General features: G+C 75.6%; 26 protein-coding genes. 8 read left to right on the top strand and 18 right to left on the bottom strand.

Annotated elements, in window-relative coordinates; all coding sequences use genetic code 11:
• Positions 1-64 precede the first annotated feature (64 nt).
• Positions 65-1,048 carry an aldo/keto reductase gene (locus ACZ56B_RS20290; protein ID WP_468792024.1) on the top strand — a complete coding sequence of 328 codons (984 nt, stop codon included), beginning with the start codon at positions 65-67 and terminating at the stop codon, positions 1,046-1,048.
• An 18-nt stretch (positions 1,049-1,066) separates the two neighbouring features.
• Here ACZ56B_RS20290 and ACZ56B_RS20285 read toward each other — a convergent pair whose 3' ends face one another.
• A complete protein-coding gene (locus ACZ56B_RS20285; protein WP_468792021.1) occupies positions 1,067-1,405 on the bottom strand; it encodes a hypothetical protein in 339 nt (112 codons plus the stop codon).
• A 240-nt stretch (positions 1,406-1,645) separates the two neighbouring features.
• Between ACZ56B_RS20285 and ACZ56B_RS20280 the strand changes: the two genes are divergently transcribed.
• Positions 1,646-2,071: a DUF6328 family protein gene (locus ACZ56B_RS20280; protein WP_468792114.1), complete on the top strand. Its 426-nt coding sequence runs from the start codon at positions 1,646-1,648 to the stop codon at positions 2,069-2,071.
• Positions 2,072-2,087: 16 nt separating this feature from the next.
• Here the strand turns inward: ACZ56B_RS20280 and ACZ56B_RS20275 are convergent, their stop codons facing one another.
• Both ACZ56B_RS20275 and ACZ56B_RS20270 read right to left on the bottom strand, forming a co-directional pair.
• On the bottom strand, positions 2,088-2,513 hold the full coding sequence (locus tag ACZ56B_RS20275; protein ID WP_468792019.1) for an SsgA family sporulation/cell division regulator: 426 nt from the start codon (positions 2,511-2,513) through the stop codon (positions 2,088-2,090).
• Between the two features lie 130 nt (positions 2,514-2,643).
• Positions 2,644-3,621 (bottom strand): LLM class F420-dependent oxidoreductase, encoded by a 978-nt coding sequence (locus ACZ56B_RS20270; RefSeq protein WP_468792016.1) that lies wholly within the window; start codon positions 3,619-3,621, stop codon positions 2,644-2,646.
• Between the two features lie 71 nt (positions 3,622-3,692).
• Between ACZ56B_RS20270 and ACZ56B_RS20265 the strand changes: the two genes are divergently transcribed.
• Positions 3,693-5,177, top strand: coding sequence for a serine hydrolase domain-containing protein (locus ACZ56B_RS20265; protein ID WP_468792013.1), 1,485 nt, complete (start codon positions 3,693-3,695; stop codon positions 5,175-5,177).
• Here ACZ56B_RS20265 and ACZ56B_RS20260 read toward each other — a convergent pair.
• The 9 genes from ACZ56B_RS20260 to ACZ56B_RS20220 form a co-directional block, all read right to left on the bottom strand.
• The gene (locus ACZ56B_RS20260) at positions 5,169-6,734 is read right to left on the bottom strand and encodes a serine/threonine-protein kinase (protein ID WP_468792111.1); all 1,566 of its coding nucleotides are present in this window, start codon (positions 6,732-6,734) and stop codon (positions 5,169-5,171) included. The genes ACZ56B_RS20265 and ACZ56B_RS20260 overlap by 9 nt on opposite strands.
• 212 nt (positions 6,735-6,946) lie before the next feature.
• The gene (locus ACZ56B_RS20255; RefSeq protein WP_468792010.1) at positions 6,947-7,906 is read right to left on the bottom strand and encodes a threonine/serine dehydratase; all 960 of its coding nucleotides are present in this window, start codon (positions 7,904-7,906) and stop codon (positions 6,947-6,949) included.
• 99 nt (positions 7,907-8,005) lie between these two features.
• On the bottom strand, positions 8,006-9,031 hold the full coding sequence (locus ACZ56B_RS20250) for a polyprenyl synthetase family protein (protein ID WP_468792007.1): 1,026 nt from the start codon (positions 9,029-9,031) through the stop codon (positions 8,006-8,008).
• A complete protein-coding gene (locus tag ACZ56B_RS20245) occupies positions 9,028-10,080 on the bottom strand; it encodes a tetratricopeptide repeat protein (protein WP_468792004.1) in 1,053 nt (350 codons plus the stop codon). Before ACZ56B_RS20245 ends, ACZ56B_RS20250 begins: the two co-directional genes overlap by 4 nt.
• A gap of 242 nt (positions 10,081-10,322) precedes the next feature.
• Positions 10,323-11,000 carry an AIM24 family protein gene (locus ACZ56B_RS20240; RefSeq protein WP_468792001.1) on the bottom strand — a complete coding sequence of 226 codons (678 nt, stop codon included), beginning with the start codon at positions 10,998-11,000 and terminating at the stop codon, positions 10,323-10,325.
• A gap of 114 nt (positions 11,001-11,114) precedes the next feature.
• Entirely contained in the window at positions 11,115-12,461 is a 1,347-nt protein-coding gene (locus ACZ56B_RS20235; protein ID WP_468791998.1) for a CAP domain-containing protein, read from the bottom strand.
• Between the two features lie 213 nt (positions 12,462-12,674).
• Positions 12,675-13,028, bottom strand: coding sequence for a UBP-type zinc finger domain-containing protein (locus tag ACZ56B_RS20230; RefSeq protein WP_468791995.1), 354 nt, complete (start codon positions 13,026-13,028; stop codon positions 12,675-12,677).
• Positions 13,025-14,497, bottom strand: coding sequence for an ATP-binding protein (locus tag ACZ56B_RS20225; protein WP_468791992.1), 1,473 nt, complete (start codon positions 14,495-14,497; stop codon positions 13,025-13,027). The genes ACZ56B_RS20230 and ACZ56B_RS20225 overlap by 4 nt, the downstream gene beginning before the upstream one ends.
• A complete protein-coding gene (locus ACZ56B_RS20220) occupies positions 14,494-16,170 on the bottom strand; it encodes an NAD(P)/FAD-dependent oxidoreductase (RefSeq protein WP_468791989.1) in 1,677 nt (558 codons plus the stop codon). The genes ACZ56B_RS20225 and ACZ56B_RS20220 overlap by 4 nt, the downstream gene beginning before the upstream one ends.
• A 244-nt stretch (positions 16,171-16,414) precedes the next feature.
• On the opposite strand from ACZ56B_RS20220, the gene ACZ56B_RS20215 reads away from it, so the two are divergent.
• Positions 16,415-17,287, top strand: a complete 873-nt coding sequence (locus ACZ56B_RS20215; RefSeq protein ID WP_468791986.1) for a universal stress protein — start codon at positions 16,415-16,417, stop codon at positions 17,285-17,287.
• A gap of 13 nt (positions 17,288-17,300) precedes the next feature.
• On the opposite strand, the gene ACZ56B_RS20210 is transcribed toward ACZ56B_RS20215, so the two are convergent.
• Both ACZ56B_RS20210 and ACZ56B_RS20205 read right to left on the bottom strand, forming a co-directional pair.
• Positions 17,301-18,521, bottom strand: coding sequence for a DUF4032 domain-containing protein (locus tag ACZ56B_RS20210; protein ID WP_468791983.1), 1,221 nt, complete (start codon positions 18,519-18,521; stop codon positions 17,301-17,303).
• A gap of 100 nt (positions 18,522-18,621) precedes the next feature.
• Entirely contained in the window at positions 18,622-19,368 is a 747-nt protein-coding gene (locus ACZ56B_RS20205) for an MBL fold metallo-hydrolase (RefSeq protein ID WP_468791980.1), read from the bottom strand.
• A gap of 175 nt (positions 19,369-19,543) precedes the next feature.
• On the opposite strand from ACZ56B_RS20205, the gene ACZ56B_RS20200 reads away from it, so the two are divergent.
• Together ACZ56B_RS20200 and ACZ56B_RS20195 are read left to right on the top strand one after the other, a co-directional pair.
• Positions 19,544-20,176: a TetR/AcrR family transcriptional regulator gene (locus tag ACZ56B_RS20200; protein ID WP_468791977.1), complete on the top strand. Its 633-nt coding sequence runs from the start codon at positions 19,544-19,546 to the stop codon at positions 20,174-20,176.
• A gap of 17 nt (positions 20,177-20,193) precedes the next feature.
• Entirely contained in the window at positions 20,194-21,867 is a 1,674-nt protein-coding gene (locus tag ACZ56B_RS20195; RefSeq protein WP_468791974.1) for an FAD-binding dehydrogenase, read from the top strand.
• 23 nt (positions 21,868-21,890) lie between these two features.
• Here the strand turns inward: ACZ56B_RS20195 and ACZ56B_RS20190 are convergent, their stop codons facing one another.
• Positions 21,891-22,241: a DUF488 domain-containing protein gene (locus ACZ56B_RS20190; RefSeq protein ID WP_468791971.1), complete on the bottom strand. Its 351-nt coding sequence runs from the start codon at positions 22,239-22,241 to the stop codon at positions 21,891-21,893.
• Between the two features lie 142 nt (positions 22,242-22,383).
• Here ACZ56B_RS20190 and ACZ56B_RS20185 point away from each other — a divergent pair, with 142 nt between their 5' ends.
• Positions 22,384-22,833 carry a DUF6098 family protein gene (locus tag ACZ56B_RS20185; protein ID WP_468791968.1) on the top strand — a complete coding sequence of 150 codons (450 nt, stop codon included), beginning with the start codon at positions 22,384-22,386 and terminating at the stop codon, positions 22,831-22,833.
• A gap of 59 nt (positions 22,834-22,892) precedes the next feature.
• Here the strand turns inward: ACZ56B_RS20185 and ACZ56B_RS20180 are convergent, their stop codons facing one another.
• Both ACZ56B_RS20180 and ACZ56B_RS20175 read right to left on the bottom strand, forming a co-directional pair.
• On the bottom strand, positions 22,893-23,147 hold the full coding sequence (locus ACZ56B_RS20180) for a WhiB family transcriptional regulator (protein WP_468791965.1): 255 nt from the start codon (positions 23,145-23,147) through the stop codon (positions 22,893-22,895).
• Positions 23,148-23,251: 104 nt separating this feature from the next.
• Positions 23,252-24,472: a saccharopine dehydrogenase family protein gene (locus ACZ56B_RS20175; RefSeq protein WP_468791962.1), complete on the bottom strand. Its 1,221-nt coding sequence runs from the start codon at positions 24,470-24,472 to the stop codon at positions 23,252-23,254.
• Between the two features lie 178 nt (positions 24,473-24,650).
• Here ACZ56B_RS20175 and ACZ56B_RS20170 point away from each other — a divergent pair, with 178 nt between their 5' ends.
• A complete protein-coding gene (locus tag ACZ56B_RS20170) occupies positions 24,651-25,403 on the top strand; it encodes a TetR/AcrR family transcriptional regulator (RefSeq protein ID WP_468791959.1) in 753 nt (250 codons plus the stop codon).
• 158 nt (positions 25,404-25,561) lie between these two features.
• Here ACZ56B_RS20170 and ACZ56B_RS20165 read toward each other — a convergent pair whose 3' ends face one another.
• A complete protein-coding gene (locus ACZ56B_RS20165; RefSeq protein WP_468791956.1) occupies positions 25,562-26,485 on the bottom strand; it encodes a LysR family transcriptional regulator ArgP in 924 nt (307 codons plus the stop codon).
• Positions 26,486-26,499: the final 14 nt, after the last annotated feature.

The raw sequence follows: 26,499 nt of genomic DNA, 5'->3' as shown, positions 1-26,499 counted from the left end.
GCCCCCCTCCCGCGTCGCCGGACCGGGCGCCGCCGCCCGCCGCGGCGGGTGACAGACTGTCCCCATGGACGAGCGCACATTCGACAGGTCGGGTCAGCACGCCTCCGTGGTCGGTCTCGGCACGTGGCAACTCGGAGCGGACTGGGGCGACGTCGACGACAAGGAAGCCCTGAGGGTCCTGGAGACCGCGGCCGAGTCGGGAGTCACCTTCTTCGACACCGCCGACGTGTACGGCGACGGGCGCAGCGAGCAGACCATCGCGTCGTTCCTGGCCGGCCGGCCCGACCTGCACGTGCTGGTCGCCACCAAGATGGGCCGCCGGGTCGAGCAGATCCCCGAGAACTACGTCCTGGACAACTTCCGCGCCTGGAACGACCGTTCGCGGCGCAACCTCGGCGTCGACCGCATCGACCTGGTGCAGCTGCACTGCCCGCCCACCCCCGTCTACTCCCGCGACGAGGTCTTCGACGCCCTGGACACGCTGGTGGCGGAGGAGCGGGTCGCCGCCTACGGGGTCAGCGTGGAGACCTGCGCCGAGGCACTGGCCGCGATCGCCCGGCCGAACGTGGCGAGCGTGCAGATCATCCTCAACCCGTTCCGCATGAAACCGCTGCGCGAGGTGCTCCCGGCCGCCCGCGAGGCCGGGGTCGGCGTCATCGCCCGGGTCCCGCTCGCCTCCGGGCTGCTGTCCGGCAAGTACACCAGGGACACCGTCTTCCCCGAGAACGACCACCGCACCTTCAACCGGCACGGCGAGTCCTTCGACCAGGGCGAGACCTTCTCCGGCGTGGACTACGCGACCGGTGTCGAGGCCGCCGCGGAGTTCGCCGCGCTCGCCCCCGAGGGGTACACGCCGGCCCAGCTGGCACTGCGCTGGATCATCCAGCAGCCCGGCGTCACCACCGTCATCCCCGGTGCCCGCTCGCCCGAGCAGGCACGCGCCAACGCGGCCGCCGCCCGGCTGCCGGAGCTGCCCGACGCGACGCTCGCGGCCATCCGCGACCTCTACGAGCGGCGGATCAGGGACCGGGTCGAATCCCGCTGGTGACCCGGGGCCCGCGGGGGATCACGGCTCCAGGAGCAGCTGCCTCTCCTGCTCCTGGTCACCGGAGGCGGTGCCCTCGTCGCGTGCCGCGAAGGCCCGCGTGAGGGTGTCGCTCGCCCGGCGCACCGCCTCCGGGGTGCCCTGCACGGTGACGTTCACCGGAGCCGACAGCCGGCCGGTCTGCGTGCGAGGTGCCTCCTCACGCCCTTCTCCGGTGAACGTCGCGACGCGGACCGTGGCCTCCTCGTCGGAGGGCGACTGCTCCGGCGCCCCGAACGCCCCCTCCAGGGCCCGGACGACCACGCGTGCGTCGTCGGCGTCCCCGCCGCTGAGCGTCACGGTGAGCTGGGTATCGGACATGCGTGCCACGACCTCCTGGCCTCGGTTCCGGCGCCTCGTCGGCGCCGCGGTCCGTGTAACCGCGCGCCGCACCCCCAAACCGCGCGGCCGGCCGGGGAGGGCGGCGGCGGACGGGGAACCCTTGGGGAGGGGGCGTCGTCACTCGACCCAGGGAGGCGCAGCGTGTCGAACGCGGAACAGGGGCAGGGGCCGGGGAGGCGCCGGGGGCGCAACGAGACCGAGGACGAGAGAGCGGACCGGATGTGGCAGGAGCTCATCCAGGAGGTCCGCGTCGCCCAGACGGGCGTCCAGATCCTCTTCGGCTTCCTGCTGACCGTCGTGTTCACCTCGAAGTACGAGGACCTGTCCGACGCGGACCAGGGCATCTACATCGTCACCGTCGTCCTCGGCGCGTGCGCCACCGGTGCGCTCATCGGCCCCGTCTCCCTGCACCGCCTCGTCGCCGGGCGGCGCATCAAACCGCAGGCGGTGCGGCTGGCCTCCCGGCTGACCCTGCTCGGCCTGTTGCTGCTGCTCGCCACCACCAGCGCCGCGCTGCTGCTGATCCTGCGCGTGGCGACGGACGACGGCTCCGTCCCGTACCTGGTCGCCGGAGTGGTCTGCTGGTACCTGCTGTGCTGGTTCGGCCTGCCCCTGTGGACCCGGCACCGGCACACGACGCGGTGAGCCGCGCGCCCGCGGCTCACCGCCCCGTGAGCACGTCCGCGAGGAAGTCGTCGACGCGGACCTCCTCGCGCCCCGGGGGGACCAGCCGGTGGGTCTCGTGCAGGAACTCGCCGACCGCCTCGGCCCAGGCGAACACCACCGCGCGGTGCCGGCCGCCGTCGGCGCGCACCTCGCCGAGGAACTCCATCCGCAGCTCCCGCCCCACGCCCCGGGACTCCGGGCGCAGCCGTACGTCCCCGATCCCCACCGGGCGGACGAGGGCGTCGGTGACCATCTCCCGGTCCAGCTGCCAGCGCGCGAGGACCCGGCCGTCGTGGCTGAAGACGGCGGTGACGGCGAACGGGTCACGGGGGTCGTAGCTCAGGTGGGCGAGCACGGCGAAGCGGTCCGCGCCGCCCGCCTGGAGTTCCACCACCAGGGTCTTGTGCACGAACGAGTTCACGAAAGGGCCTCCGGGATGTACGGGCGTAGAGCCCCCTAGTACCCCGTGTCGGCGTAAAATGCCCGCCCCCCGGGTGAATCCTTCGCCCGCCGCGGTCCGGGGAGGGGAACGGGTGCGCGCATCCCCGGCGTCACCGCCCGCCGAAGGCCTCCCGCAGCGCCGGCAGCAGCGTCTTCTCCGACCAGTCCAGGTACTGCGGCTGGGACTCGCCGCCGATCTGCACCAGGGCGATCTCGGTGAAGCCGGCCTCCGCGTAGGGGCGGACGGCTTCGACGAAGTCCTCCGGGTCGCTGCCGCACGGGATCGACGCGGCGACGTCGTCCGGGGTGACGAACTGGGTCGCGGAGGCGAAGGAGTCCGGGTGGGGCAGCTCGGAGTTGACCTTCCAGCCGTTGCCGAACCAGCGGAACTGGGCGTGGGCGCGCTCGACGGCCGCGTCCCGGTCGGGGTCGTAGCACACCGGCAACTGCCCCACCCGCGGTTTCCCCTCCCCGCCGTGCCGGTCGAAGGCGTCGAGCAGCTCCGCCTCCGGCTCCGTGGCGATCACCAGGTCGGCGAGCCGGCCCGCGAGGGCGCAGGACCGCTTCCCGGAGACCGCGACGCCGATCGGCGGCGGCTGGTCCGGAAGGTCCCACAGCCGGGCCGACTCGACGTCGAAGTGGGTGCCGTGGTGCGTGACGTGACCGCCCCCGAAGAGGGCGCGGATGATCTCCACCGCCTCCTCGAGCATCTCGTGCCGCACGTCCACGGACGGCCAGCCGCCGCCCACCACGTGCTCGTTGAGGTTCTCGCCCGAGCCGAGCCCCAGCCGGAACCGGCCCTCGGACAGCAACTGCATCGTCGCCGCCTTCTGCGCCACCACCGCCGGGTGGTAGCGGAACGTCGGACACGTCACGTACGTCATCAGCGGAATGCGCGAGGTGGCCTGCGCGGCGGCGCCCAGCACGCTCCACGCGTACGGCGAGTGGCCCTGCGTACGCAGCCAGGGGAAGTAGTGGTCCGAGGTCACCGAGAAGTCGAAGCCCGCCTCCTCGGCCCGCACCACGTGGCCGACCAGCTCACGGGGCCCGGCCTGCTCGGTCATCATCGTGTATCCGATTCGCACCATGGTGTCCGGGTCCCCGGTCGCGGAGCGGGAAAACGGTGGATCACCCGCCGGCGACCGGGCAGGATCCCCGCATGACCGCCCACCCGATCCCCTCCGCCGCTCCGGCCGCCCGGGGTGTCGACGCGTCCGGCGTCCACGCCTTCCTCGACGCCCTCGAAGCGGCCCCGGACATCGAGCCGCACAGTCTGATGATCCTGCGCCACGGCCACCTCGTGGCCTCCGGCTGGTGGGCGCCGTACACCGCGGGGCGCCCGCACCTGCTGTACTCGCTCAGCAAGATCTTCACCGCGACCGCGGCGGCCCTCGCCGAGACCGAGGGGCTGATCGACTTCGACGCCCCGGTGCTGTCGTACTTCCCGGAGTTCGAGGCCGACATCACCCACCCGCGCAGCCGGGCGATGCGGGTGCGGCACGTGGCGTCCATGGCCAGCGGCCACGAGAGCGAGACCGTCGACGACGCGTACGGCGCCGACCCCGCCGAACCCGTGCGCGGGTTCCTGCTGCTGCCCCCGGACCGCGCACCGGGCACGGTCTTCGCCTACAACCAGCCCAACACCTACACGCTCGCCGCGATCGTGCAGCGCGTCACCGGGCAGTCCCTCACCTCCTACCTGCGGCCGCGGCTGCTGGACCCGCTGGGCATCGGCGAGACGTCGTGGGCACGGGACGGCACCGGCCGCGAGATCGGCTTCAGCGGCCTGCACGCCGCCACCGACGCCGTCGCCCGGCTCGGCCTGCTGTACCTGGACGACGGGATGTGGCAGGGCGGACGGCTGCTGCCCGCGGGGTGGGCCGCCCGCGCCTCGCGCCCGCGCGTCCCGACCGCCGGGGCGATGGGGGCGGGCCGGCCGGACTGGGACCGGGGCTACGGCTACCAGTTCTGGACGTCCCGGCACGGGTACCGCGGCGACGGGGCGTACGGGCAGTTCTGCCTGGTCCTGCCCGGGCACGACGCGGTGATCGCCGCCACCACGGCGACCGAGCGGATGCAGGACTACCTGGACCTGGTCTGGCGGCACCTCCTGCCCGCCTTCCGTCCCGCACCGCTCCTCGGCCGGGAGGCCGCGGACACCGCCCTGCGCGAGCGCCTCGAACGGCTCGCCCTGCCGCCGGCCGAGGGACGCCCCGCACCGCCGGAGCGGGCGCGGGACTGGTCCGCCGCCGTGTTCGCCCCGCACGGCGGTGCCTGCGCCGACCAGCCGACCCTGACCGCGGCCGAGGTCGCGGCGGACGCCGGGGGCGGCTGGACGCTGTGCCTCACCGACGGCGGCCACCGGTTCGCCGTGCGGCTCGGCGGGCCGGGCTGGACGACCGCCGAGGAGCCCGTCCCGACCGCCGTGAGCGGCGGCTGGACCGACGGCGGCACCCTCGCCGTGGACGTGGTCTTCCTGGAGACCCCGCACCGCCTGGGGATCACGTGCTCCCTCGCGGACCGGACCTTCACGGCGCGCTGGCACACCCGCCCGCTGCACCGGCCCCCCCTGCGCGCGCTGCGCGCTCCCGGGTTCCCGGCCCCGCCCGCGCCGGGGGGACCCCCACCGCGCGGCTCAGCCTGAGGCCGGGCGGAACGTCCGCAGGAAGGTCCGCAGCGCCTCCCGGTTCGCGCCGTCCTCCCAGGCGGCGGCCGGCGTCGTCCAGCGCAGGGAGAAGCCGCGCCCGCCGCCCAGGAGGAACCCGCGGCCGAAGGTGCGCACCCGGCTGCCGCCGGTCCCGGCACGCCACTCCATGTCGGCGGCCTCCCGCCCCTGGTACGTCGTCGGGCGGATCGGACCGACCCGCTCGTAGGCGCCGGACCGCTTCAGGCCCGGTTCCACGTCGTCCCGCCACACGGCCACGGCGTCGGACCCCACGCGCCTGCTGTAGGTGACGGCGAGCGTGCGCGGGTCCCCCTCCGCGCCGAAGGTGACGCGGTAGGCCCGGTCGGCGCCGCGCGAGGTGTCCAGCCGCTCCCAGCCCTCGGGCAGGGCGACGGAGAAGCCCTCCGGCGCGCGGTGGGTCCGGTAGCCGGGCGGCAGGCCCGCCGTGTCCGACGGCGACGGGACGGGTGCGGCGGGCGTCCGGGGGACGCCCGGCGCGGACGCCGAGGCCGGCGGGGCCGCCGGCGCGTCGGCGGCGGAACCGGTGCCGGGCAGCCCCCGCGTCGCGGCGAGGACGGCCCCCGTCACGGTGAGGACGGTCAGGGCGGTGCCGAGGACCAGCGTCCGTCTGCCCCGCTCCCGGCCGGCGTACCGCGGGGCGGGGGCGCGCCCGCCCCGCGGCCCGGGGGCCCGTGCCTCCTCCGGGGCGGCGCCGGAATCCTCGCCGAGCACGCGGGTGAGCGCCTCGCGGACCGCCTGCCGGGCCGGCCGCTCCCGCGCGTCCTTGCGCAGCAGCCCCTGGACGACCGGGGTGAGCGGACCGGCCCGCGCCGGCGTGCGCGGCGGCAGCCGGTCCACCCCCTTCAGCGTGGCCTCGGGCCGGCCCCGGTCACGGAACGGCGGACGCCCCTCGAGCATCGTGTGGAGGAGCGCGCCCAGCGCCCACAGGTCCGCCGCCGGACCGGCCGGCTCGCCGCGGGCCTGCTCGGGAGCGGCGTACGACGGGGCGGTGAGCCGGGGCGCGGCCGTCGCGCCGGCCAGTCCGTAGCCGGTGACGACCACGGGCCCGTCCTCCCGCACGAACACCCGGCCGGGGCTGAGCTCCCCGTGGGTGACGCCCCCGGCGTGCGCGGCGTCCAGCACGTCGAGCAGTTCCAGCGCGATGCGGGCGGCCCGCGCGTGGGTGAGGGCGCCCCGCTCGGCGAGGACCTCGCCGAGCGGCGTGCCGTCGATCCAGGCGGTGACGGTCCACAGGGCGCCGTCCTCGTCGCGGGCGTCGACGACGTCGACGACGGTGGCGGTCCGGCCGGGGCACAGCCGCGACACGTGCCCGGCGGTCCGCAGGACGCGGGACGGGACACGGCGTGCGGCGCCGTCCGGTTCCCCGGGCAGCCCGATCCGGGTGACCAGGCACGGGCGGCCCGTGTGCAGGTCGTCGGCGTACCAGCAGACGCTGTTGGTCTCGCGGTGGGTGACCTCGACCAGCCGGTACCGCCCGCCGACCGACGGGTGTGCGGAGACGTGCGCCCTGCCCATGGCCATCCCTCTTCGAAACCGCCGGTTCCCCTTCCCCAGGGATACGGAGGACCGGACGGGATCCGTTCAAAGGAAGGTCCGGGGAACGCGGCCGGCGGGACTCCCGTCCTTCGTCCAGGAAGGCGGACGGCCGTGCGGAGGGAAGGGGCCGCTCCGGCGGTCCCGCCCCTCGCCCCGGCCGGTGGCGGGGGCGTCCGCGCGGGCCGGGACGCTCAGCGCAGCCCGAAGCGGTCCGCCCAGGCGATCACGTCATCGATGGTGGCGTTGCCCCCGCACACCACCAGCCCGAGCCGGGCCCCCTCGCCGACCCGTTCCCGCACCCGCCGCGCGGCGGGCAGCAGACAGCCGGTGGCGGGCTCCGCCCACACCTTGGCGTGCTCCGCGAGGGCGAGCGAGCCGAGCACGGCCTCCCGGTCCGGCACCACCAGCACCTCGGTGACCAGCTGCGCGGCATGCTCGTACGTCAGCCGCGACACGGCCGGGGCGCTGAGCGTGGAGACGACCGACGACAGGGCGACCGGCACCGGGCCGCCCGCCGCCAGCGCCGCGGACATCGCCTGCGCGCCCTCGGTCTCCACGCCCCAGACCCGCACCCCGGGCCGCAGCGCCCGCAGCGCCGTCGCCACGCCGGCGATCAGCCCGCCGCCCCCGATGCTCACCAGCACGTCGGTGAGGTCGCCGGCGTCCGCGGCCAGCTCCAGCCCGACGGTGCCCTGTCCGGCGATCACCACGGGATCGTCGAAGGGGTGCACCGGGGTCAGCCCCTCCCGCCTCAGCCGCGGCAGGAGCGCGAACGCGCTCTCCATGTCGTCGGTGAGCCGCACCGTCGCGCCGGTGGACTCCACGATCTCCACCGACCGGGCGGGCGCCGAACGCGGCATCACCACCGTGGCCTTCACCTCGAGGGCGCGGGCCATGACCGCGAGGGCGATCCCGTGGTTGCCGCCGCTCACCGCCGCGACCCCGGCCGCCCGCGCGGCCTCGCCGAGCGACAGCAGCTTCGCCGCCGCGCCCCGTGCCTTGAACGAGCCGGTGTGCTGCAGCAGTTCCAGTTTCGCGGTGACCGGAACCCCGAGCAGCGCCGACAGCCCGGGGCTCGGCACGGTCGGGGTCCGCACCACGTGCCCGGCGATCCGCTCGGCCGCGGCCTCGACGTCGGCGATCCCGATCACGACTCCCCTCTCCGGCGCGGGGGGCGGGACCCGCGCCGTACCGAACCCTCACCCGCGGGACCCGCCGAGGTCAACACCGTTCGCCGGGCCGCCGCGGGATCACAGGTCCCGCCGGACCAGGAAGTCGAGCAGCGACCGCAGCTCGGCGACCGCCCCCGCCTCCAGCGGGACGGCGGTGAGCGCGGCCTCGACGGCCGTGAGGTGGCGGCGTGCCTCGGCGAGCGCCGCCGACCGGCCGCCCGCCTCCTCGATCAGCGCGGCCGCCGCCGCGGGATCCGCGCCCGACTCCAGGAGCGCGGCGAGGCGCGGGGCCGCCGGCGTCCCCAGCGCGACCAGCACCGGGAACGTCTTCTTCCGCTCGCGCAGGTCGCCGTGCACGGGTTTGCCCGTGACCGCCGGGTCGCCCCAGACGCCGAGGACGTCGTCGACGATCTGGAAGGCGACCCCGAGGTGCCGTCCCGCACGGTCCAGCGCCGCGGACGTCCCCGCGCCACCGCCGCCGAGCACGGCGCCCAGGGACGCCGCGCACCCCAGCAGCGCCCCCGTCTTGCGCTCGGCCATGACCCGGTACTCGTCCGGCCGCACCCGCTGCGGGCCCCTCCAGGGCCGGACGGCGAACAGCAGGTCGTCCGCCTGCCCGCGCACCAGGTCGCCCAGCGCCGCCGACAGCGCCCGCACGGCCGCGGCGCCGCCCGGCCGGGCGGCGAGCGTCTCGACGGCCAGCGCGAACAGGGCGTCGCCCGCCAGGACCGCGGGTCCGGTGCCGTAGGCCTTCCACACGGCCGGGCGGCGGCGCCTGGCCGCGTCGCCGTCCATGATGTCGTCGTGCAGCAGGGAGAAGGTGTGCACCAGCTCCACGGCGACCGCGGCGGCCACCCCGGCCCTTCCGGGCGCGCCCGCCGCCTCGGCGCCGAGCACGGCCAGCGCCTGCCGCACGCCCTTGCCGCCGGAGGCCGAGGCCGGGGCGCCGCCCACCTCGCACCAGCCGAACGCGTACGCCGCCATCTCGCCGACCCAGGGGTGCATCCGCCCCACGGCCTCGGCCAGCGCGGGCCGGACCAGGGCCCGGCAGCGGTCGAGCACGCGGGGAGCGAGGACCGGCGCGGCGGAACCGGGCGCCGTCACCGGGCGGCCCCCGCCGCCGCGTCGGCGTCCACGCCGAGCTCCTGCCGGGCCCGCGCCACCATGTCCCGGGCGTGCCTGAGGCCGATCCGCTCCAGCACCCGGGCCAGATCGGCGAGTTCGGCGGCCGTCTCGCCGCGGTCCCGGCCCAGGCGGGCCAGCGACTTGGCCAGGCCCAGCCGGGAGAGCGCCTCCCCGCGCGGCTCGCCCATGGCGCGGAACTCCTCCAGCGCCCGCTCGTACCACGTGCGGGCCTCGGCGTGACGTCCGGCGCGGTACAGGACGTTGCCGCGCATCTTGTGGTTGTAGGCCAGGGCGCCGGAGAGCTTCATGGCGCGGCACGACGCCTCCGCCTCGGAGAGCAGGCCGAGCGCGCGCCCGGTGTCGCCGTCCCGCGCGGACACCACGTCGGCGAGTCCGCGCAGTGCCCAGGCGTGACCGCGCCGGTCCTCGGCCCGGGCGGCGATGTCCGCGGCCTCCTCGAACAGGGCGTACGCGGTGTCGAGGGCGCCGGTGTTGCGGTGCATCTGCGCGATGCCCTCCAGCGCCCAGACGGTGTGCCGGGCCTCGCCGCGCCGCCTGGCCTCGGCCAGCAGCTGCTCGTGCAGCCGGCCGACCTCCTCGTAGTCGCCCTGGATCCGGCCGGTCTCCGCCAGTCCGGCGAGGGAGTAGCCCCGTACGACGACGTCCCCGCCGAGCTCGCCGAGTTCCGCCGCGAGCCGGAGCAGCCGGCGGGCCAGGGGGAACGCGCCGCGCTGCCGGGCGAGGGTGCCGCCGCTCCACAGCGCCCAGGCCATCGCCGCCGTGTCCCCGGCCGTACGGGCCGCGCGGTAGCTCGCCTTCCACGCCCGGTCGGCCTCCTCGACCCGCCCCAGCCGGCGGTGCGCCTCGGCCACCGCGAGCCCGGAGCGCGCCGCCTCGCCGGGCCTGCCCTCGCGCTCGGCCGCTCTCAACTGCGCGGTCCCCGCGGCCAGTACGTCGGTCAGTGAGGAGTTCACCGACAGGGCGGTGAGGGGGCCCTGGTACTCCGGGGCGAATGCCTTGCCGTACATCGAAGCCTTCCGGTCCGGTGCGCGCCGGTACGCACCGCAGGTATGCGCGATGTGTATACATGACGCGTATACACGGTGTGCATACACGGCGTGCCGTGGGGGGTGGACGGATGCTCCGGCCCGGGGGCCGGGGCATCACCTGTTGCCGATCAAGACGACGGCGGGGGCGGCCGGGTTGCCCGTGAGGCGCAGATCACCGCGGATGCCCGCCCGGGCGGGCATCCGCGGGCCGGGAGGACCCCTCAGCGCTGCTGCACCTTCTGGGGCGTCGCCTCGCTGGGGCGCACGACGACGTGGCCCTCGCCCCGCAGCACCAGCTGCACGGCCTCGCCCGAGCCGCCGCGCAGCATCGAACCGAGCGACTGCGAACGGTGCAGCGAGGTCTCCAGGCCCGCGGTCCAGCCGACGACCGCGTCCGTGTCCACGTACACCGGATGCTGCGGCGAGACCGGGATGACCAGCGGATCGCCCTCGCAGACCAGCCCCAGCCGGCCGTGTCCGGTGAAGACGCTGTTGAACAGGCCGCCACCGGTGATGCCCGCGCCCTTCACGGTCGCGATGCGGTAGGACAGCGTGGCGTCGAAGCACAGGACGTTGCGGCCGTTGACGGTGAACTCGTCGCCCGGGTCGACCTCGACGACGAAGCAGTTCTGCGCCTCGTGCGCGAACCAGGCCTCGCCCTGCCCGCGCACCGCCATCAACGGCAGGCCCTCGCCGGTCACCGCGCGCTTGAGCATGCCGCCCACGCCCTGGCCCCTGCGCTCGAACTGGAGACTGCCGCGGTAGGCGACCATCGCGCCCTGCCGGGCGAGCATCTCACCGTTCACCGTGTACCTGAGGCACTTGGCGTTCTCGACCGTCATGCCCGCAGCCGTGGCGGGCTGCACCATGTGCCGACTGGAAAACAGGTCACCCTTCATGGGGGTATCCTCACCCGCTGCCCCGTTCCCCCGCCACCGCCGGTCGGCGGCGCGCCCGGTGAGGCGTCCTCAGGTGCCGGGGGCGGGTTCGGGTGCCGGGGGGCCGGTTCGCCGTCAGGCGCCGAGGAGCTGGGTCCAGTAGGTGCCCGCCCGGCCGCCGCCGACGAAGCCGACGCCGACGTGGGTGAAGTCCGGCCCGAGGATGTTGGCGCGGTGGCCGGGACTGTTCATCCACCCCCTGACGACCTCGGCGGCCGACCGCTGGCCGCAGGCGATGTTCTCGCCGATCGTCCGCCGCGCGGAGCCCGCCGCCGCGGCCCGCTCCCCGGGGCCGCTGCCGTCGGGGGCGGTGTGGGAGTAGAAGTCGCGGGCCACCATGTCGGCGCTGTGGGCCTGGGCGGCCGCCGTCAGCAGGGGATCGCGGGACAGGGGCGGCAGCCCGGCTCCGGCGCGCTCCCGGTTGGTGAGGCCGACGACCTCGGCGGCCGTCCGGTCCAGGCCCTCCGGGGTGAGCGGACTGGCCCACAGGGCCGTCCAGTAGGTGCCGCCGGACGGGCCGTCCTCGGCGCGGGCGACACCGGCATGGGTGAAGGCGGGGTCGTGCAGGGTCCGGCGGGGCGGTGCGTGGCGCAGGCAGGAGGAGACGAACTCGGCGGGGGTGCGCGGCCCCGAGACCAGGTGCTCGCCGACGGCGAGGTACGGGTATCCGGCGGCGACGACGCGCTGGTAGACGGAGACGCCGTCCCGGCTCTCGATGCCGAGGCGCCCTCCCGCGGCCATGGCCGCGGCGTGCGCCCGCGCCGCGGACACCAGGCGGGCGTCGAGGACCACCGGAGGGGAACCGGCCCTCGACCGGGCGGAGTTGACCAGGCCGAGGAAACCGTCCGGGTCGGGGGCGGAACCGGGCCCCGGGTCCGCCGGACGGGCGCGGGCGGCCGGTCCCCGGGCCGTGACGGGTGCCGGAGCGCCGGCCCCGGGTCCGTCGTCCGCGACGTCCACGCCGAAGTCCCGGGCCAGCCCGGCCAGTCCGTCGGCGTACCCCTGGCCCAGCGCGCGCAGCCGCCACCCCTCGCCGCGCCGGTAGATCTCCGCGAGGAGCAGGACCGTCTCCCGGCCGGGGCGCGGCGGTGCGAACCGGGCCAGCGGGCGTCCGCGGGAGTCGGTGACCCGGAGCGCGGGGGAGGGCAAGCCGCTCAGGGGCGTGCCGGGTTCGGCGGGGCTGACGGCCACCGTGACCCGGGTGGCGCCGGGGCGCAGCGCGTGCGGTTCGACGGTGAGCGTGTCCCCGGACAGGCGGGCGCCGGGCGCGGACGGCTGGTTGTAGAACACGAAGTCGCCGTCGTCCCGGACCGTGCCGCCGTCGTCCGTGATCAGCGCGGACACGTCGAAGGGGCCGGGCACCCGGACGGTCAGGGCACCGTCCGGGAGGGGCAGGTTGCCGCCGGGGACCAGCTCGCTCATGGCACCGCCCTGCTGTCGTCGTCCGGACCGGTGGGGGTGTCCGGACAACGGCCGGCCGGCGGCGCGGGTTCCCGGCGGGGCCCGCCGGGGGCGGCGCCCTCCCCGAGCTCGTCGAGGCGGCGCCCTCCCCGCGCTCGTCGCCGCCGGGGTGCCGAAGGCGCCGGCCGGCGGGGCGCCGGGGGCCGCGCGGCGTGCTGTGCCCGGTGCCGGGCCTCAGCCCCGCAGCGTCTCGGCCCAGTTCACCGGCACCCTTCCGGCCGGACCCGGGACCGGCTGGTCCGCCGGGTGGCTGACCGGGGGCGCCAGACGGGGGCCGGACGCGTACAGCTCGCCGGTGGCGTAGTTCCAGAACCAGTCCTCGCCGGGCTCGTAGCTGCGGACCACGGGATGCCCCGTCGCCTCGTAGTGCGCGGTGGCGTGCCGGCTCGGCGAGCTGTCGCAGCAGCCGACGTGGCCGCACCGCGCGCAGCGCCGCAGGTGGAACCACCAGCCCCCGGCGGACTCGCAGTCGGCGCAGCCCGCGCCGCTCGGCGGGACGCTCGGGTCGATGGCGTGGTCACCGGTCATGACGGCTCCTCGGGTTCCTCGGGACTGTCGTCGGGGGACGGCGCGGTGAGCGGGAGCAGCACCTGGAAGCGGGTGTCGCCCGGCTCGGACGTGAACCGCAGGCCGCCGTGGTGCTTGTCGACCACGATCCGCCAGGAGATGTCCAGGCCGAGCCCGGTGCCCTCGCCCACCGGCTTGGTGGTGAAGAAGGGGTCGAAGACCCGGTCGCGGATCTCCGGCGGGATCCCGGTCCCGGTGTCGCGGAACTCCACCAGCAGCCGGTCGTCCTCCCGCGCGGTGCGCACGGTCAGGGTGCCGCCGTCGCCTTCCGCGGCGTCGATGGCGGAGACCGCGTTGTCGATCAGGTTCGTCCACACCTGGTTGAGTTCGGCCGGGTACGCCGGGACCCTCGGCAGCGTGCGGTCGTACTCCTTGACGACCTCGATCCGCTGGCCGGTCTTCGCCGACAGCATCAGCAGGGTGCTGTCGAGGAGTTCGTGCACGTCGACCGATCGATAGGGAGCGCGGTCGAGCTGCGCGTACTGCCTGGCGGCGTCGACCAGGTGGGAGATGCGGGCCGTGGAGTCCTGGATCTCGTCCATCAGCAGCTCGGTCTCGACCGTGTAGCTGAGCCAGCCGATCGCGCCGGGGAGGAGTTCCCCGTCCACGGCGGCGGCGACCTGGTCCAGCCAGTCGAGGTCGAGACCGGCCTGCACGAAGACGGGGGCGGCCCGCCAGCCCTCGGCGATGCCGTGGTCGTCGAGCCAGTCGGAGAGGGCGTCCTCGCGGTCCGCCGCCTCCAGGGGGCTGAGCACGGGTGCCTTGGCGACCCGTTCGGCCGTGCGCTCCTGGATCTCGATCAGGCCCGCCAGCGTCTCGGGCGCGTACGCGCCCGCCGAGATCACCCGCAGTTTGCGCCGCATCCTGGCCACGCGCTCCCGCAGGGCCGCGGTCGCCCGTACGGCCGCCGCGGCCGGGTTGTTGAGCTCGTGCGTCAGTCCGGCCGACAACGAGCCGAGCGCCAGCAGCCGTTCCCGCTGCCCGATGGCCCGCTGGGTGGTCTTCGACCCGAGGAACAGCCCCTCCAGGAGGTGGACCGCCATCGGGAACCACTCCTGCACGATGCTCGCGAACGTGTCCGCGGGCAGCACGAAGAACCGCGTCGGCACGGTCACCCGCATCGAGTTGTTGTAGACCTGCGGCACCCGGTCCCCGAGGTACGCCTGCATGGCACCCGCGTACACCCCGCGCTGGGACGTCCGGCTGACCTCGACGTCCTCCCCGCCGATCCTGCGGGACAGCACCACGGTGCCCTCCAGCAGCACGTAGAAGCACGTGGCCGGGTCGCCCTCCGCGTAGACCGGTCCGGGCCCGCACCTCTCCACCCGGCCCTCGCGGCACAGCCGCCCGAGCTGCTGCGGGGTGAGCTTCTCGAACAGGAACAGCGAACCGATCTCCTGCGGGCTGCAGGGCGTCGTCCCCCCGTTCACGACTGCTCCAGGTACCGGTGGACGAGCATCACGGCCATGGCTCCCTCTCCGACGGCGGACGCCACCCGCTTGGCGGACTCCGCGCGCACGTCGCCCGCGGCGAAGACGCCGGGGACGCTGGTCTCCAGGTGGTACGGCGGCCGGTCCAGCTCCCAGCCCGCCGGCGGCCGTCCGTCGACGGTGAGATCGGGTCCCGCGAGGACGAACCCGCGCTCGTCCCGCAGCACCGTGCCGTCCAGCCAGCCGGTCGGCGGCGCCGCGCCGATGAACACGAACAGCCACTGCGCGTCGACCGGTTCGGTGCGCCCGGTCCGGACGTCGCGCAGGGTCAGGTGCTCCAGGTGACCGTCGCCGTGCGCCGCCTCGACGACCGTGCCGGCCCGCACCGAGATGTTCGGCGCCTCGTCGATCTGCCGGATCAGGTAGTACGACATCGTCGCCGCCAGGTCGGGCCCGCGCACCAGCAGCGTCACCGACGCGGCGCCCCGCGCCAGGTACGTCGCCGCCTGGCCGGCGGAGTTCGCGCCGCCGACGACGTACACGTCCTGCCCCTGGCAGGCGGACGCCTCCGTCAGCGCCGACCCGTAGTACACGCCGCGGCCGGTCAGGTCGTCGCAGCCGGGCGCCGCCAGCCGCCGGTAGGACACCCCGGTCGCCAGGATCACGCTGTGCGCGGCGACGGCCGAACCGTCGGAGAACCGCACGACGCGGGCGGATCCGCCGACCTCCAGTCCCGTGGCCTCGCGCGCGGTGAGGATCTCGGCGCCGAACCGCGCCGCCTGCCGGCGCGCCCGCCCGGTGAGCTGGGCCCCGGACACCCCGTCGGGGAAGCCCAGGTAGTTCTCGATCCGCGAGCTCTGCCCGGCCTGGCCGCCGGTCGCCGACCGCTCCACCAGCACGGTCCGCAGCCCCTCCGAGGCCCCGTACACCGCCGCGCCCAGCCCGGCCGGCCCGCCGCCGACCACCACCAGGTCGTAGAAGCCGGCCGCCGGTGTCGTCGCCAGCCCCACGTGCGCGGCGAGTTCCACGGGCTCGGGCTCCACCAGCGCCGTCCCGTCCGGCGTGACCACCACCGGCAGCCGCGTCCCGTCCGCGCCGGCGGCCGCCAGCAGCCGCCGGCCCTCCGGCCCGTCGAAGGGGTACCAGCGGTAGGGGACCTGGTTGCGGGCCAGGAACTCCCGCACGTCCGAGGAGCGCGCCGACCAGCGGTGGCCGACCACCTTGGTGCTGGGCACGGGCCGGTGGTCGCTGCGCCGCCACGCCTCGAGCAGGTCGTCCAGGACCGGGTAGAGCTTCTCCTCCGGCGGGTCCCAGGGCTTGAGCAGGTAGTGGTCGAGGTCGACGACGTTGATCGCGTCGATCGCCGCGCCGGTGTCCGCGTACGCGGTCAGCAGCACCCGCCGCGCCCCCGGGTACACGTCCAGGGCCTGCTCGAGGAACTCGATGCCGTTCATCTGCGGCATCCGGTAGTCGGCGAGGATCACCGCGACGAGGTCCCCGCGCAGCTTCAGCTCGCGCAGCGCGTCGAGCGCGGACCCGCCGGACTCCGCGCGCACGATCCGGTACGACGCCCCGTAGTGCCGCCGCAGGTCCCGGGCCACGGCGCGGGAGACGCCCGGATCGTCGTCCACGGTCATGATGACGGTCCGCGCTGCGTCGGTGGCCTGTGCCATGCGTCCCCCACACGGGAGCGGGCGGGTTCCCGGCCCGACGGCCCCGGGTGCGGCCGTCGCGCCGACCCCGCCCATCGTAGGCGCGATCGTGCCGGTTCGCCCGGGTATGCGTGAGTTCCCGGTGCGGCGCGGGGAGGACGCGCGGAACCCGCCGCCGCCCGGCCCGCCGCCGCCCGGGAGTCGTCGCGGCGCCGTAGGGAAGACTGGACCGCGCGAAGCGGACACGACACCGGGAGGAAACCGCATGACGCGCCCGATCACGGCAGGCATCGACGGAACCGAGGAGAGCCTCGCCGCACTGGCCTGGGCGGCGCGCGAGGCCGTGCGCCGGGAACTGCCGCTGCGGGTGGTGCACGCCTGGCGGTTCCAGGCGCACGACGCGGTGGACACGGGGGACGCCGCCGCCCAGGAGCGGTGGGTGCGCGAGGGGGTGGGGGAGGCGGCCCGCACCGTCACCGAGCGGCACCGGGACCTCGCCGTGACGACGGACGTCCTCGAGGGCGACGCCGTCGAGACCCTGACCGGCGCCGCGGCGGACGCGGAGATGCTGGTGCTCGGCTCGCGCGGACACGGACGGATCATGGGCTTCCTGGTCGGCTCGGTCGGCCAGCAGGTGATCGTCGAGGCCCGGCGGCCGGTGGTGTTCGTCCGGGCCGGGGACCAGCCCTCGGGCGAGGTCGCCGGGCGCGAGATCGTCGTCGGCCAGCACGGCGACCCGCAGGACAGCGCCGCCGCGCTCGGTTTCGCCTTCGAGACCGCCGCCCGGCGCGGGGCCACCGTCCGGGCCGTGCGCGCCTGGACGCTGCCGCCGATGTTCGCCTACAGCCCGGCCTCGCTGCAGCTCCTCGACGAGGCCGGCGGGCTGGAGCCGTACGAGCAGAAGGCCCTCGCGGCGGCACTCGCGCCGTGGCGGGAGCGCTACCCGGACGTGCGCGTGGTCGAGCACGTGGAGATGGGCAGCGCCGGCCAGGTGCTGCTCTCGGTGGCCGGCACGGCCCAGCTGATGGTCGTCGGCCGCCGCGCCCGCCGCACGGCCGTCGGCACCCGGATCGGTTCGGTGGCCTACGGAGTGCTGCACCACGCCGACTGCCCGGTGGCCGTGGTGCCGCAGGTCTGATCCGGTCCCCGGCTCAGCCGGCCGGGGACCGCGGCACGTCCCGCCTTCCCGGCAGGACGTTCCTGACGTAGTCCTCGACCGCCGTGTCCATGCCGATGTCGTGCTGGGCCCGCTCGGAGAGGTACCAGCGGTGCTCCAGGAGCTCGTGGTAGATCTCCGCCGGGTCCATCGCGCCGCGCGGCCCGGGCGGGACGGCCCGCACGGTGGGGCGGAACACCTCCCGCACCCAGCGGTGGGCGAGGACCTCCGGACGGGCGCCCAGGGCGTGGTCGTCCTGGGCGGCCATCCAGCTCTCCAGGTCGCTCAGCAGCCGCCGGGCCTGGTTCTCCTCGGTGTCCAGCCCGGTCAGGCGCAGCAGCTGGCGCTGGTGGTGCCCGGCGTCGACGACCTTGGGCACGAAGGTGACCGTGTCGCCGTTGGAGGCGCGCTCGATCTGCATCTCGGCCACGTCGAAACCGAGCTCGTTCAGGCGGCGGATGCGGCGCTCGATGTGGTGGTACCGGCCCGCCGGGTAGACCGAGGTGCGGGTCAGCTCGGTCCACAGGTCCCGGTAGCGGGCGCAGATCTCGGCGCCGAAGTCGAGCGGGTCGACCGACGGGTGCAGCGCTCCGGAGGCCTCCAGGTCCAGCAGCTCCCCGCTGATGTTGACGCGGGCGAGGTCGAGGTCGTACTCGCGCCGGCCGGCGCTCAGCTCCGGGTGCAGCTCGCCGGTCTCGGCGTCCACGAGGTAGGCGGCGTAGGCGCCCGCGTCCCGCCGGAACAGCGTGTTGGACAGCGAGCAGTCGCCCCAGACGAACCCGGCGAGGTGCAGCCGCACCAGGAGCACCGCGAGCGCGTCCATCAGCCGGTGCACGGTCGCCGGCCGCAGCGTCGTCTCGAACATCGACCGGTACGGCATCGAACCGCCGAGGTGCCGGGTGACCAGGACGCTCTCCAGCGGCTCCCCGGCCGGGCCGGTGCGGCCGGTGACCACGGCGAGCGGGTCCACCGCGGGGATGCCGATCCGGTCCAGGTCGCGCAGCAGCTCGTACTCGCGCAGCGCGGGACGCCGGGCGAGCTCCTTGACCGCGATCACCTCGTCACCGGCGCGGGCGTGGCGCACCACGTGCCGGGAGATGCCGCGCGGCAGCGGCACCAGGTGCTCCTGCGGCCACTCCTCCAGGGGAAGGTGCCACGGCAGTTCCAGCAGGAGCGCGGGGTGCTCCGGAGTGGTCGCGCTGATCTGCAGGGCCATGCCTCGGGTGTCCTCGTCTCGCGGGTGATCCTCTCCTCACCCTAAGGGCTGCCCCGTGATCCCCGGCGGGCGCGCGACGCCGCGGATCACGGGGCAGCCCTCAGCGCGCCCGCTCGCGGGCCAGCCGGGCCGCGTCCCGGACGGATCCCCCGTGCGCCGGGCCGTGCCCGGGCAGCAGCAGGTCGCCCTCCAGCGCCGCCAGGACGTCCAGCGAGGCCACGGCGGCGGCGCGTGCGTGGTGGAACATGTCCGGCAGCAGCTGCGGTCCCGTCGTCCGCGCGGTGGGGTGACCGCTCACCAGGGCGTCGCCCGACACCACCGCCCCGGCGTGGGGGAGGTGGAAGGCGCAGTGCCCGTCGGTGTGGCCGGGCGTGGGCACGGGGACGGGCCGGCCGGGCAGATCGAGCGGGCCCGGCCGCGGGAAGGGCCCGGCCGCGGCGACCGCCACGTCGGCCGTCCCGCCGGAGCGCAGGGCGCGCAGCGCCCAGGGCAGCACACCCGGGCGCCAGCCGTTGCGCAGGATCCGCCCGACGGTCACCTGGTGGAGGAAGTCCCGCCGCACGTGCGGCACTTCGGCCTCGTGGGCGTACACGGGCGTGCCGTACGCGGCCCGCAGGTGCTCGGCGGAGCCGAGGTGGTCGGTGTGGGCGTGGGTGACCAGCACGGCGGCCACCGCCTCCGGGGAACTCCCCACCTGCGCCAGTGAGTCGAGAAGCCGCTCGCGGTCGCCGGGGTAGCCGGTGTCGATCAGCGTGACGGCGTCCCCCTCCGTGAGGATCACCCAGTTGGTGTGGGTGCCGTGCACCAGGTAGGTGCCGTCCGCCACGTGCCGCACGTCCGCCCGCATGACCGTCCCACGCTCCCGTCGTCCCGCTCCCCGCCACCGGGGGACACCAGGAAAGCAGAAGCGGCGCGGAGCGGCCGGGAGGACGGACTTCCGCCGCTCCCGGGGCTTTCGATGCACCGGTGCATCGGATACGTTCCCGTATCGAACGCGGGGGCGACGGGCGGAGGGGGAGGCGGTGGCGGACGGCACGGCCGCGGGCGGGCGCCGCGCCCGCACGCGCGCGAACCTCCTGCGGGCGGCGTTCTCCGTGTTCGCGGCCAAGGGCTTCGGGCACGTCTCCATCGAGGAGGTCTGCGGGGCCGCCGGCTACACCCGGGGCGCCTTCTACTCCAACTTCACCGGCCTGGACGAGTTGTTCTTCGCCCTGTACGCGGAGCGCGCCGAACTGATCGCCGAGCAGGTGGCGCAGGCCCTCGCCCGGGGCGGACCCGACCTCGACGTGCCCGCCGCCGTGGACCGGGTCACCGAGGTGCTGCTGCTCGACCGCGACTGGCTGCTGGTCAAGACGGACTTCCTGGTGCACGCCGCCCGCGACCCGGAGGTGGCGCGCTGCCTGCTGGAGCACCGGGCGCGACTGCGGCGGGCCGTCGCGGACCGGCTGGCCCGGGCCCGCGGCCGCACCGCGCTGCCCGCCGTCCTCGGCGGCGCGGACGGCGCCGCGCACGCCGTGGTCGCCGCGTACGACGGCGTCACCACCCGACTGCTGCTGGACCGGGACGTCGCGGGCGCCCGCGCCTGGCTGCGGCAACTGCTGACCGCGCTGCTCACCGACGGCCGCGCCGAGCCGGCCGCGCACGGGCGCGGATGAGGGAGGGACTTCTCGTCATGGACGCCGACGTCATCGTCGTGGGAGCGGGCCTCGCGGGCCTGGTCGCGGCCCACGAACTGACCAGCAGGGGCCGCCGGGTCGCCCTGGTCGACCAGGAGAACGCCGCCAACCTCGGGGGCCAGGCCTTCTGGTCCTTCGGCGGGCTGTTCCTCGTCGGGTCCCCGGAGCAGCGGCGCCTGGGGATCAAGGACTCCTTCGAACTCGCCTGGAGCGACTGGCGCGGCAGCGCGGGCTTCGACCGGCTGGACGACGAGGACAGCTGGGCAGTGCGCTGGGCGCGGGCCTACGTCGAGTGGGCGGCGGGGGAGAAGCGGTCCTGGCTGGACGGGCACGGCATCGGCTTCCTGCCCACGGTCGGCTGGGCCGAGCGCGGCGACCTCCGCGCGGACGGCCACGGCAACACCGTGCCCCGCTTCCACATCGCCTGGGGCACCGGGACCGGGGTCGTCGAGCCCTTCGTCCGGTACGCCCGGCAGGCCGCGCGCGACGGACTGCTCACCTTCCACCACCGCCACCGGGTCGACGAGCTGGTCGTCGGGGACGGTGCCGTGCGCGGGGTGCGCGGCACCGTGCTGGCCGAGGACGACGCACCGCGCGGTGTCCCCTCCAGCCGCGAGGGGACCGGCGCGTTCGAGCTCACCGCCCAGGCCGTGATCGTCACCAGCGGCGGCATCGGCGCCGACCACGACCTGGTCCGCCGCCACTGGCCCGAACGGCTCGGCACCCCGCCCCGGAAGATGGTCACGGGCGTCCCGGCCCACGTCGACGGGCGGATGCTCGACATCAGCGCCCGCGCGGGCGCGCGGCTGGTCAACCGGGACCGCATGTGGCACTACACCGAGGGCCTGCACAACTGGGACCCGGTCTGGCCCGGGCACGGCATCCGCATCCTGCCCGGACCGTCCTCGATGTGGTTCGACGCCCTCGGCCGCCGCCTGCCCGAGCCCTGCCTGCCCGGCTACGACACCCTCGGCACGCTGAAGCACCTGCGCACCACCGAGGACATCGCCGAGCACGACCACTCCTGGTTCGTCCTCACCCGGCGGATCGTCGAGAAGGAGTTCGCCCTGTCGGGCTCCGAGCAGAACCCCGACATCACCGCCAAGGACCGGGCCGGCTTCCTGCGGGAGCGGCTCCTGGGCAAGGGCGCCCCCGGGCCGGTGGACGCGTTCCTGCGCAACGGCGCGGACTTCGTCACCGCCCCCACCCTGGAGCAGCTGGTCGAGAGGATGAACGAACTCACGGACGAGCCCCTGCTCGACGCGGCGGTCGTCCGGCGCCAGATCGAGGCCCGGGACCTGCAGATGGGCCACGCGTACAGCAAGGACGCCCAGGTGCAGGGCATCCGCAACGCCCGCCGCTACCTCGGCGACCGCCTCGGCCGCGTCGCCGCGCCGCACCGCCTCCTCGATCCGGCGGCCGGCCCGCTGATCGGGGTCAGGCTGCACGTCCTCACCCGCAAGACCCTCGGCGGGATCCAGACCGACCTCGACTCCCGGGCGCTCGGCGCCGACGGCCGGCCGGTCGAGGGGCTGTACGCGGCCGGCGAGGTCGCCGGCTTCGGCGGGGGCGGCGTCCACGGGTACAACGCCCTCGAGGGCACCTTCCTCGGCGGCTGCCTCTTCTCGGGCCGCGCGGCGGGACGGGCGGCGGCGGGGCAGACGGCGTAGGACGCGCGGTGCCGGCCCGTCCCTCAGTCCTCGAGGAGGCGGGCCAGCACTCCGGCGTGGCTGCGCTCCGGCGTCCTGGACGCGGTCAGCAGGGTCACGGTGCCCTTCCCGGCGAGTGCGCGCACCCGGTCCAGGAGCGCGGCGGCCCCGGGAGCGGCCAGCTCCGCCTCGTAGCGCCCGCGGAACTCCTCGTACGATCCCCCGCCCGCGTGGTACCAGCGGCGCAGCCCGGTCGACGGGGTCAGCCCCTTGGGCCACTCGTCCACCCGCGCCGCCTCCTTGGTCAGACCGCGCGGCCACAACCGGTCGACCAGGACGCGGACCCCGTCGTCCGGCTCGGGCGGCTCGTGGACCCGGCGCACCCGCACGCTCATGAGCGGCTCCCTTCCCGCGGCGTCCGGTGGTGTTTCGCGAGCGTACTGCGGTGTACCCGGCGGCGCGCGGGCGGACGCCCGGGGCGGAAGAGGAGATTCCGTTCCCGTCCGGCGGGTACCGCGTCGTGGAGGGAGGTCACCCATGAGCACAGCGGAGGATCTGCCGGTCGTCAGGACCCTCGCCGAACTCGCCGCCCTGGTCGAGCGGGACCGCGGGCTGTACGTCCGCTGGTCCCGCGGCCCGGCGACCGACCTGCCCGCCGTGACGAGCACCGACGAACTCACCGGCGTCTCCATGCCGGGCCTGTCCGCGAACCCGCTCGACGTGGAGCGGTGGTGGCAGGACCGGCCGGTGGGGCTGTGGGTGGCCCGGCGGCTGCACGACTACGCGCACCTGCCGCGGGACAAGGGCCCCGGCGTGCGGCCCTGGGTGCTCAGGGGCCGGGAGAACGGCCGCGGCCCCGACAACGAACCGCTGGTCGCGGACGTCCGTCCGCTGTGCTGGATCGACTCCTCGGTGATCGACGAGGCGAGGGCGGAAGTGGCCCGCCAGGACAGTCCCTGGGGGCCACTGCGCCGGACCGGCGGTTGAGCGGGCCCCGCGGACGGTCCCGGAGGATGCCGGGGACCGCTCGGGGGCCGGGGGCGGGGTCAGCCGGAAGCGCGCCGCGCGGCGGCGATGCGCCGCTTGAGCGCCTGTCGTTCCGTCTCGCTCGTGCCGCCCCACACCCCGATGGTCTGTCCCGTGTCCAGCGCCCACTGGAGGCACTGTTCCCGGACGGGACAGCGCCGGCACACCGCCTTGGCCTGCTCCGTCTGCAGCAGGGCCGGTCCGGAGGTGCCGATCGGGAAGAAGAGGTCCGGGTCCTCGGTCCTGCAGGCCGCGCGGTTTCGCCAGTTGTCCATCGAAAGTCACCTGCGATCGGAGTGGATGTGCACCCTTGGGGTGCCTTGCTCCTTTTCGGGTCACCTGTCGGCGCACGGCGAAACAGCGGACCGGGTGCGGGGCGTCACTGCTCGCGCATGCCCCAGGGAGAGCCGTAGGCGGTCAGCAGGTCCAGGAACGGCCCGGCGGGGAACGCCTCCGGGCCGAGGACGCCCGCGCCGGACCAGACGCCCGTGGCGAGCAGTTCGAGGGCCACGACCGGGTTGACGGCGGTCTGCCACACCACGGCCTGGCAGCCGTACTCCGCCATGGACCACTCGTTGTCGACCACGTGGTACAGGTACACCTCCCGCGGCGCCCCGTCCTTCACCCCCCGCACCCAGGTGCCCGCACAGGTCTTGCCCCGCATCCGGTCGCCCAGCGCCGCCGGGTCGGGCAGGCAGGCGGCGACCACGTCCCTGGGGGAGACCTCCACCGGCCCTCCGGGCCCCGGGACGGTCACCGGCGCGGTGCGGTCCAGCCCCAGCCGGTGCAGCGTCCTGAGGGTGTCGATGAACTCCCGGCCCAGGCCGTACTTGAAGGTGACGCGGCGCGCGTCGACCCAGCGCGGGACGAGCAGCACCTCCTCGTGCTCGACGTTCACGCACTCCACCGGGCCGATGCCCTCCGGGAAGTCGAAGACCTCCGGCTCGCTGAAGGGCTCGGTGGTGAACCAGCCGCGCTCCGCCTCGTAGACCACGGGCGGGTTGAGGCACTCCTCGATGGTGGTCCAGATGCTGAAGGACGGCGCGAAGCCGTAGCCGTCCACCGTGAGGTTCGCGCCGTCGCGGACGCCGATCTCCTCGACGGTGTCGAAGAGCTCGTCGGCGGCGTACCGGGCGAAGACGTCCGACAGGCCGGGCTCCACCCCCATGCCGACCAGTGCCAGCGCGCCCGCCCCGGCCCACTCGTCGGCCTGCGCGAACTGCTCGTCGCCGAGCTTCACCCCGCACTCCTCGTACGGCCGCTCGGGATGCGGCCGGGACAGGGACATCGCCATGTCGACGTAGGTGGCGCCGGCGTCGCGCGCGGCGCGGAACAGCGGCATCACGAACCGGGGGTCGGCGGCGTTGAGCAGGACGTCGCAGCCGTGCCGTTCGAGCAGCGCGGCCACCTGCGCCCGGTCACCGGCGTCCACCCGCTCGGCGCGGAAACGGGCGCCGTCCGGGCCGAGGGCCGCGACCGCCGCCTCGGCCCGGGCCGGGTCGCGGTCGGACACGACCATCCGGTCGAGGAACGGCCGCCGGGCCGCGATCCGGGTGATCGCGGTCCCCACCCCGCCCGCTCCCACGAGCAGTACACGCATGGCGAGCACTCCCTTTCGTCTCGGGTTCCGTCTCGGGTTTCCGTCTCGGATCCGTGCTGTGTCCGTCGGTCCGTCCTCATGGACGGCGAAGGTGAGGGGCCCCGGCAGGAGATACAACGCCGTGCGCCGACGTAAGGTCAATGGCGTTGGCATAAGGACCCGACGACAGGAGGCGGCGATGCCGAAACGCGTGGTCCCCGAGGAGCGGCGGCGGCGCCGCAGGCCGACGAAGAGCGGCCGGATCCTGTCCGAGGCGCTGATCGTCGAGACCGCGCTGCGGCTGCTGCGCGAGCACGGCGGCGCGGGGCTGACCGCCCGCCGACTGGGGCTCGCCCTGGACTGCGACCCGAGCACCCTGTACCGCTACTTCCGCGGCATGGACGAGCTGACCCTCGCCCTCGGCGACGCGCTCATCGGACGGGCGCTGCGCGGCTGGCGCCCGACGGGGCGGTGGCGCGCCGACCTGCGGGACGTCGGGCTGCGCATCCACGCCGCCTACCTGTCCCACCCGCAGGCGGCCGTCCTCACCGCGAACCGGGTCTCCGGCCGCGCGAACGAACTGGCCGCCGACGAGGCGGTGCTGGACGTGCTCCGCCGCGCGGGCTTCTCCCTGCCGGAGACGGTCCGCGTCTACCACGCCTTCATCGACACCACGCTGGCCTTCGCCGCCCTCGACGCCGCGTCCCTGGCCCTGCCCGGCGCCGCGCGACGGGCCGACGAGGACAGGTGGCACTCGACCTACGCCCGCCTCCCCGCCGCCACCCACCCCCGCATCGCCGAAGCGGCGCCGCTCCTGGCCGCCCGCATGGTCACCAGCGCCTACCCGACGGCGCTGGACATGCTCCTGGACAGCGCCGAGGCCCGGCTCGCGTCCCCGGGGAAGACCCCGGAACCCCCTCCTCTGCCCCCACGGCCCCGCCCGGGCCCTTAGGGCCTTCCGTCGGGCTCGGGCCGGGCTCGCGGGGCCCGGCGCCGCACCTCGCCGCGTGGTCGTCGGTCGGCAGGACTCCGCCCCGCCGCCCTCCTCCGCCGTGCGACGCACGGCACCGGACCCCGCTCCCCGATCCGGCCCGAGCCCGACGAAAGGCCCTAGGCCGGGGATCCACCGGACGGACCCTGGTCCCGCAGGGCCCGCGCCGCCGCCGCCGCGACCGCGTCGGCCACCGTCGCCAGGGCGGGGGAGTCCAGCTTCCACTGCTGCCAGTACAGGGAGGTGTCGACCGCGCGGTCCGGGGCGAAGACCGTGAGGCGGCCGGCGCGCAGGAACGGGCCCACCTGGGCCTCCGGAACCATGCCCCAGCCCAGGCCCGCGGCGACGGACTCCACGAAGCCCTCCGACGTCGGTACGTGGTGGCGTCGCGGGCTCGCCTCGGCGCGTCCGCGCGTGAGCCGGCGGACGAAGCCGTCCTGGAAGTCGTCCCGCCGGTCGAACACCACCACGGGCGCCCGCGGCAGCGCCTCCGGCAGCGGTCCGGCGAGGTGCCGCGCGGCGAACTCCGGGTTCGCCACGGGGAGGTAGCGCATCCGCCCCAGGTGCCGCACGGAGCAGCCCGGCACCGGGTCCGGCGACGAGGTCACCGCGGCCATCACCGTCCCCTCCCGCAGCAGGGCCGCCGTGTGGGACTCGTCCTCCCGGCGCAGCTCGAAGCAGAGCCGCGCCTCGGGCGGCACGCCGGTCAGGGCCCCGAGGAACCAGGTCGCCAGCGAGTCCGCGTTCACCGCCACCGACACCCGGGTCGGCTCCCCGGCCCCGCTCAGCCCCAGCTCGGCGTGGGCGTCCCGTTCCAGCCGGGCCACCTGGCGGGCCAGCCGCACCAGCACCTCGCCCGACTCGGTCGGCCGCACCGGTTTGGTGCGCAGCAGCAGCACCCGCCCCGTGCGCTGCTCCAGCGCCTTCACCCGCTGGCTCACCGCCGAGGGCGTCACGTGGAGGGCGGCGGCCGCCGCGTCGAACGTCCCCTCGTCCACCACCGCGAGCAGGGTCCGCACCTGGTCCAGAGGAAGATCCGTCATCACGGGGGCTAAGG

Source organism: Streptomyces sp. NPDC034670 (genome assembly GCF_055574875.1).
The sequence above is the reverse complement of the archived record's forward strand: the minus strand, read 5'-3'. Positions and strand labels throughout refer to the sequence as shown.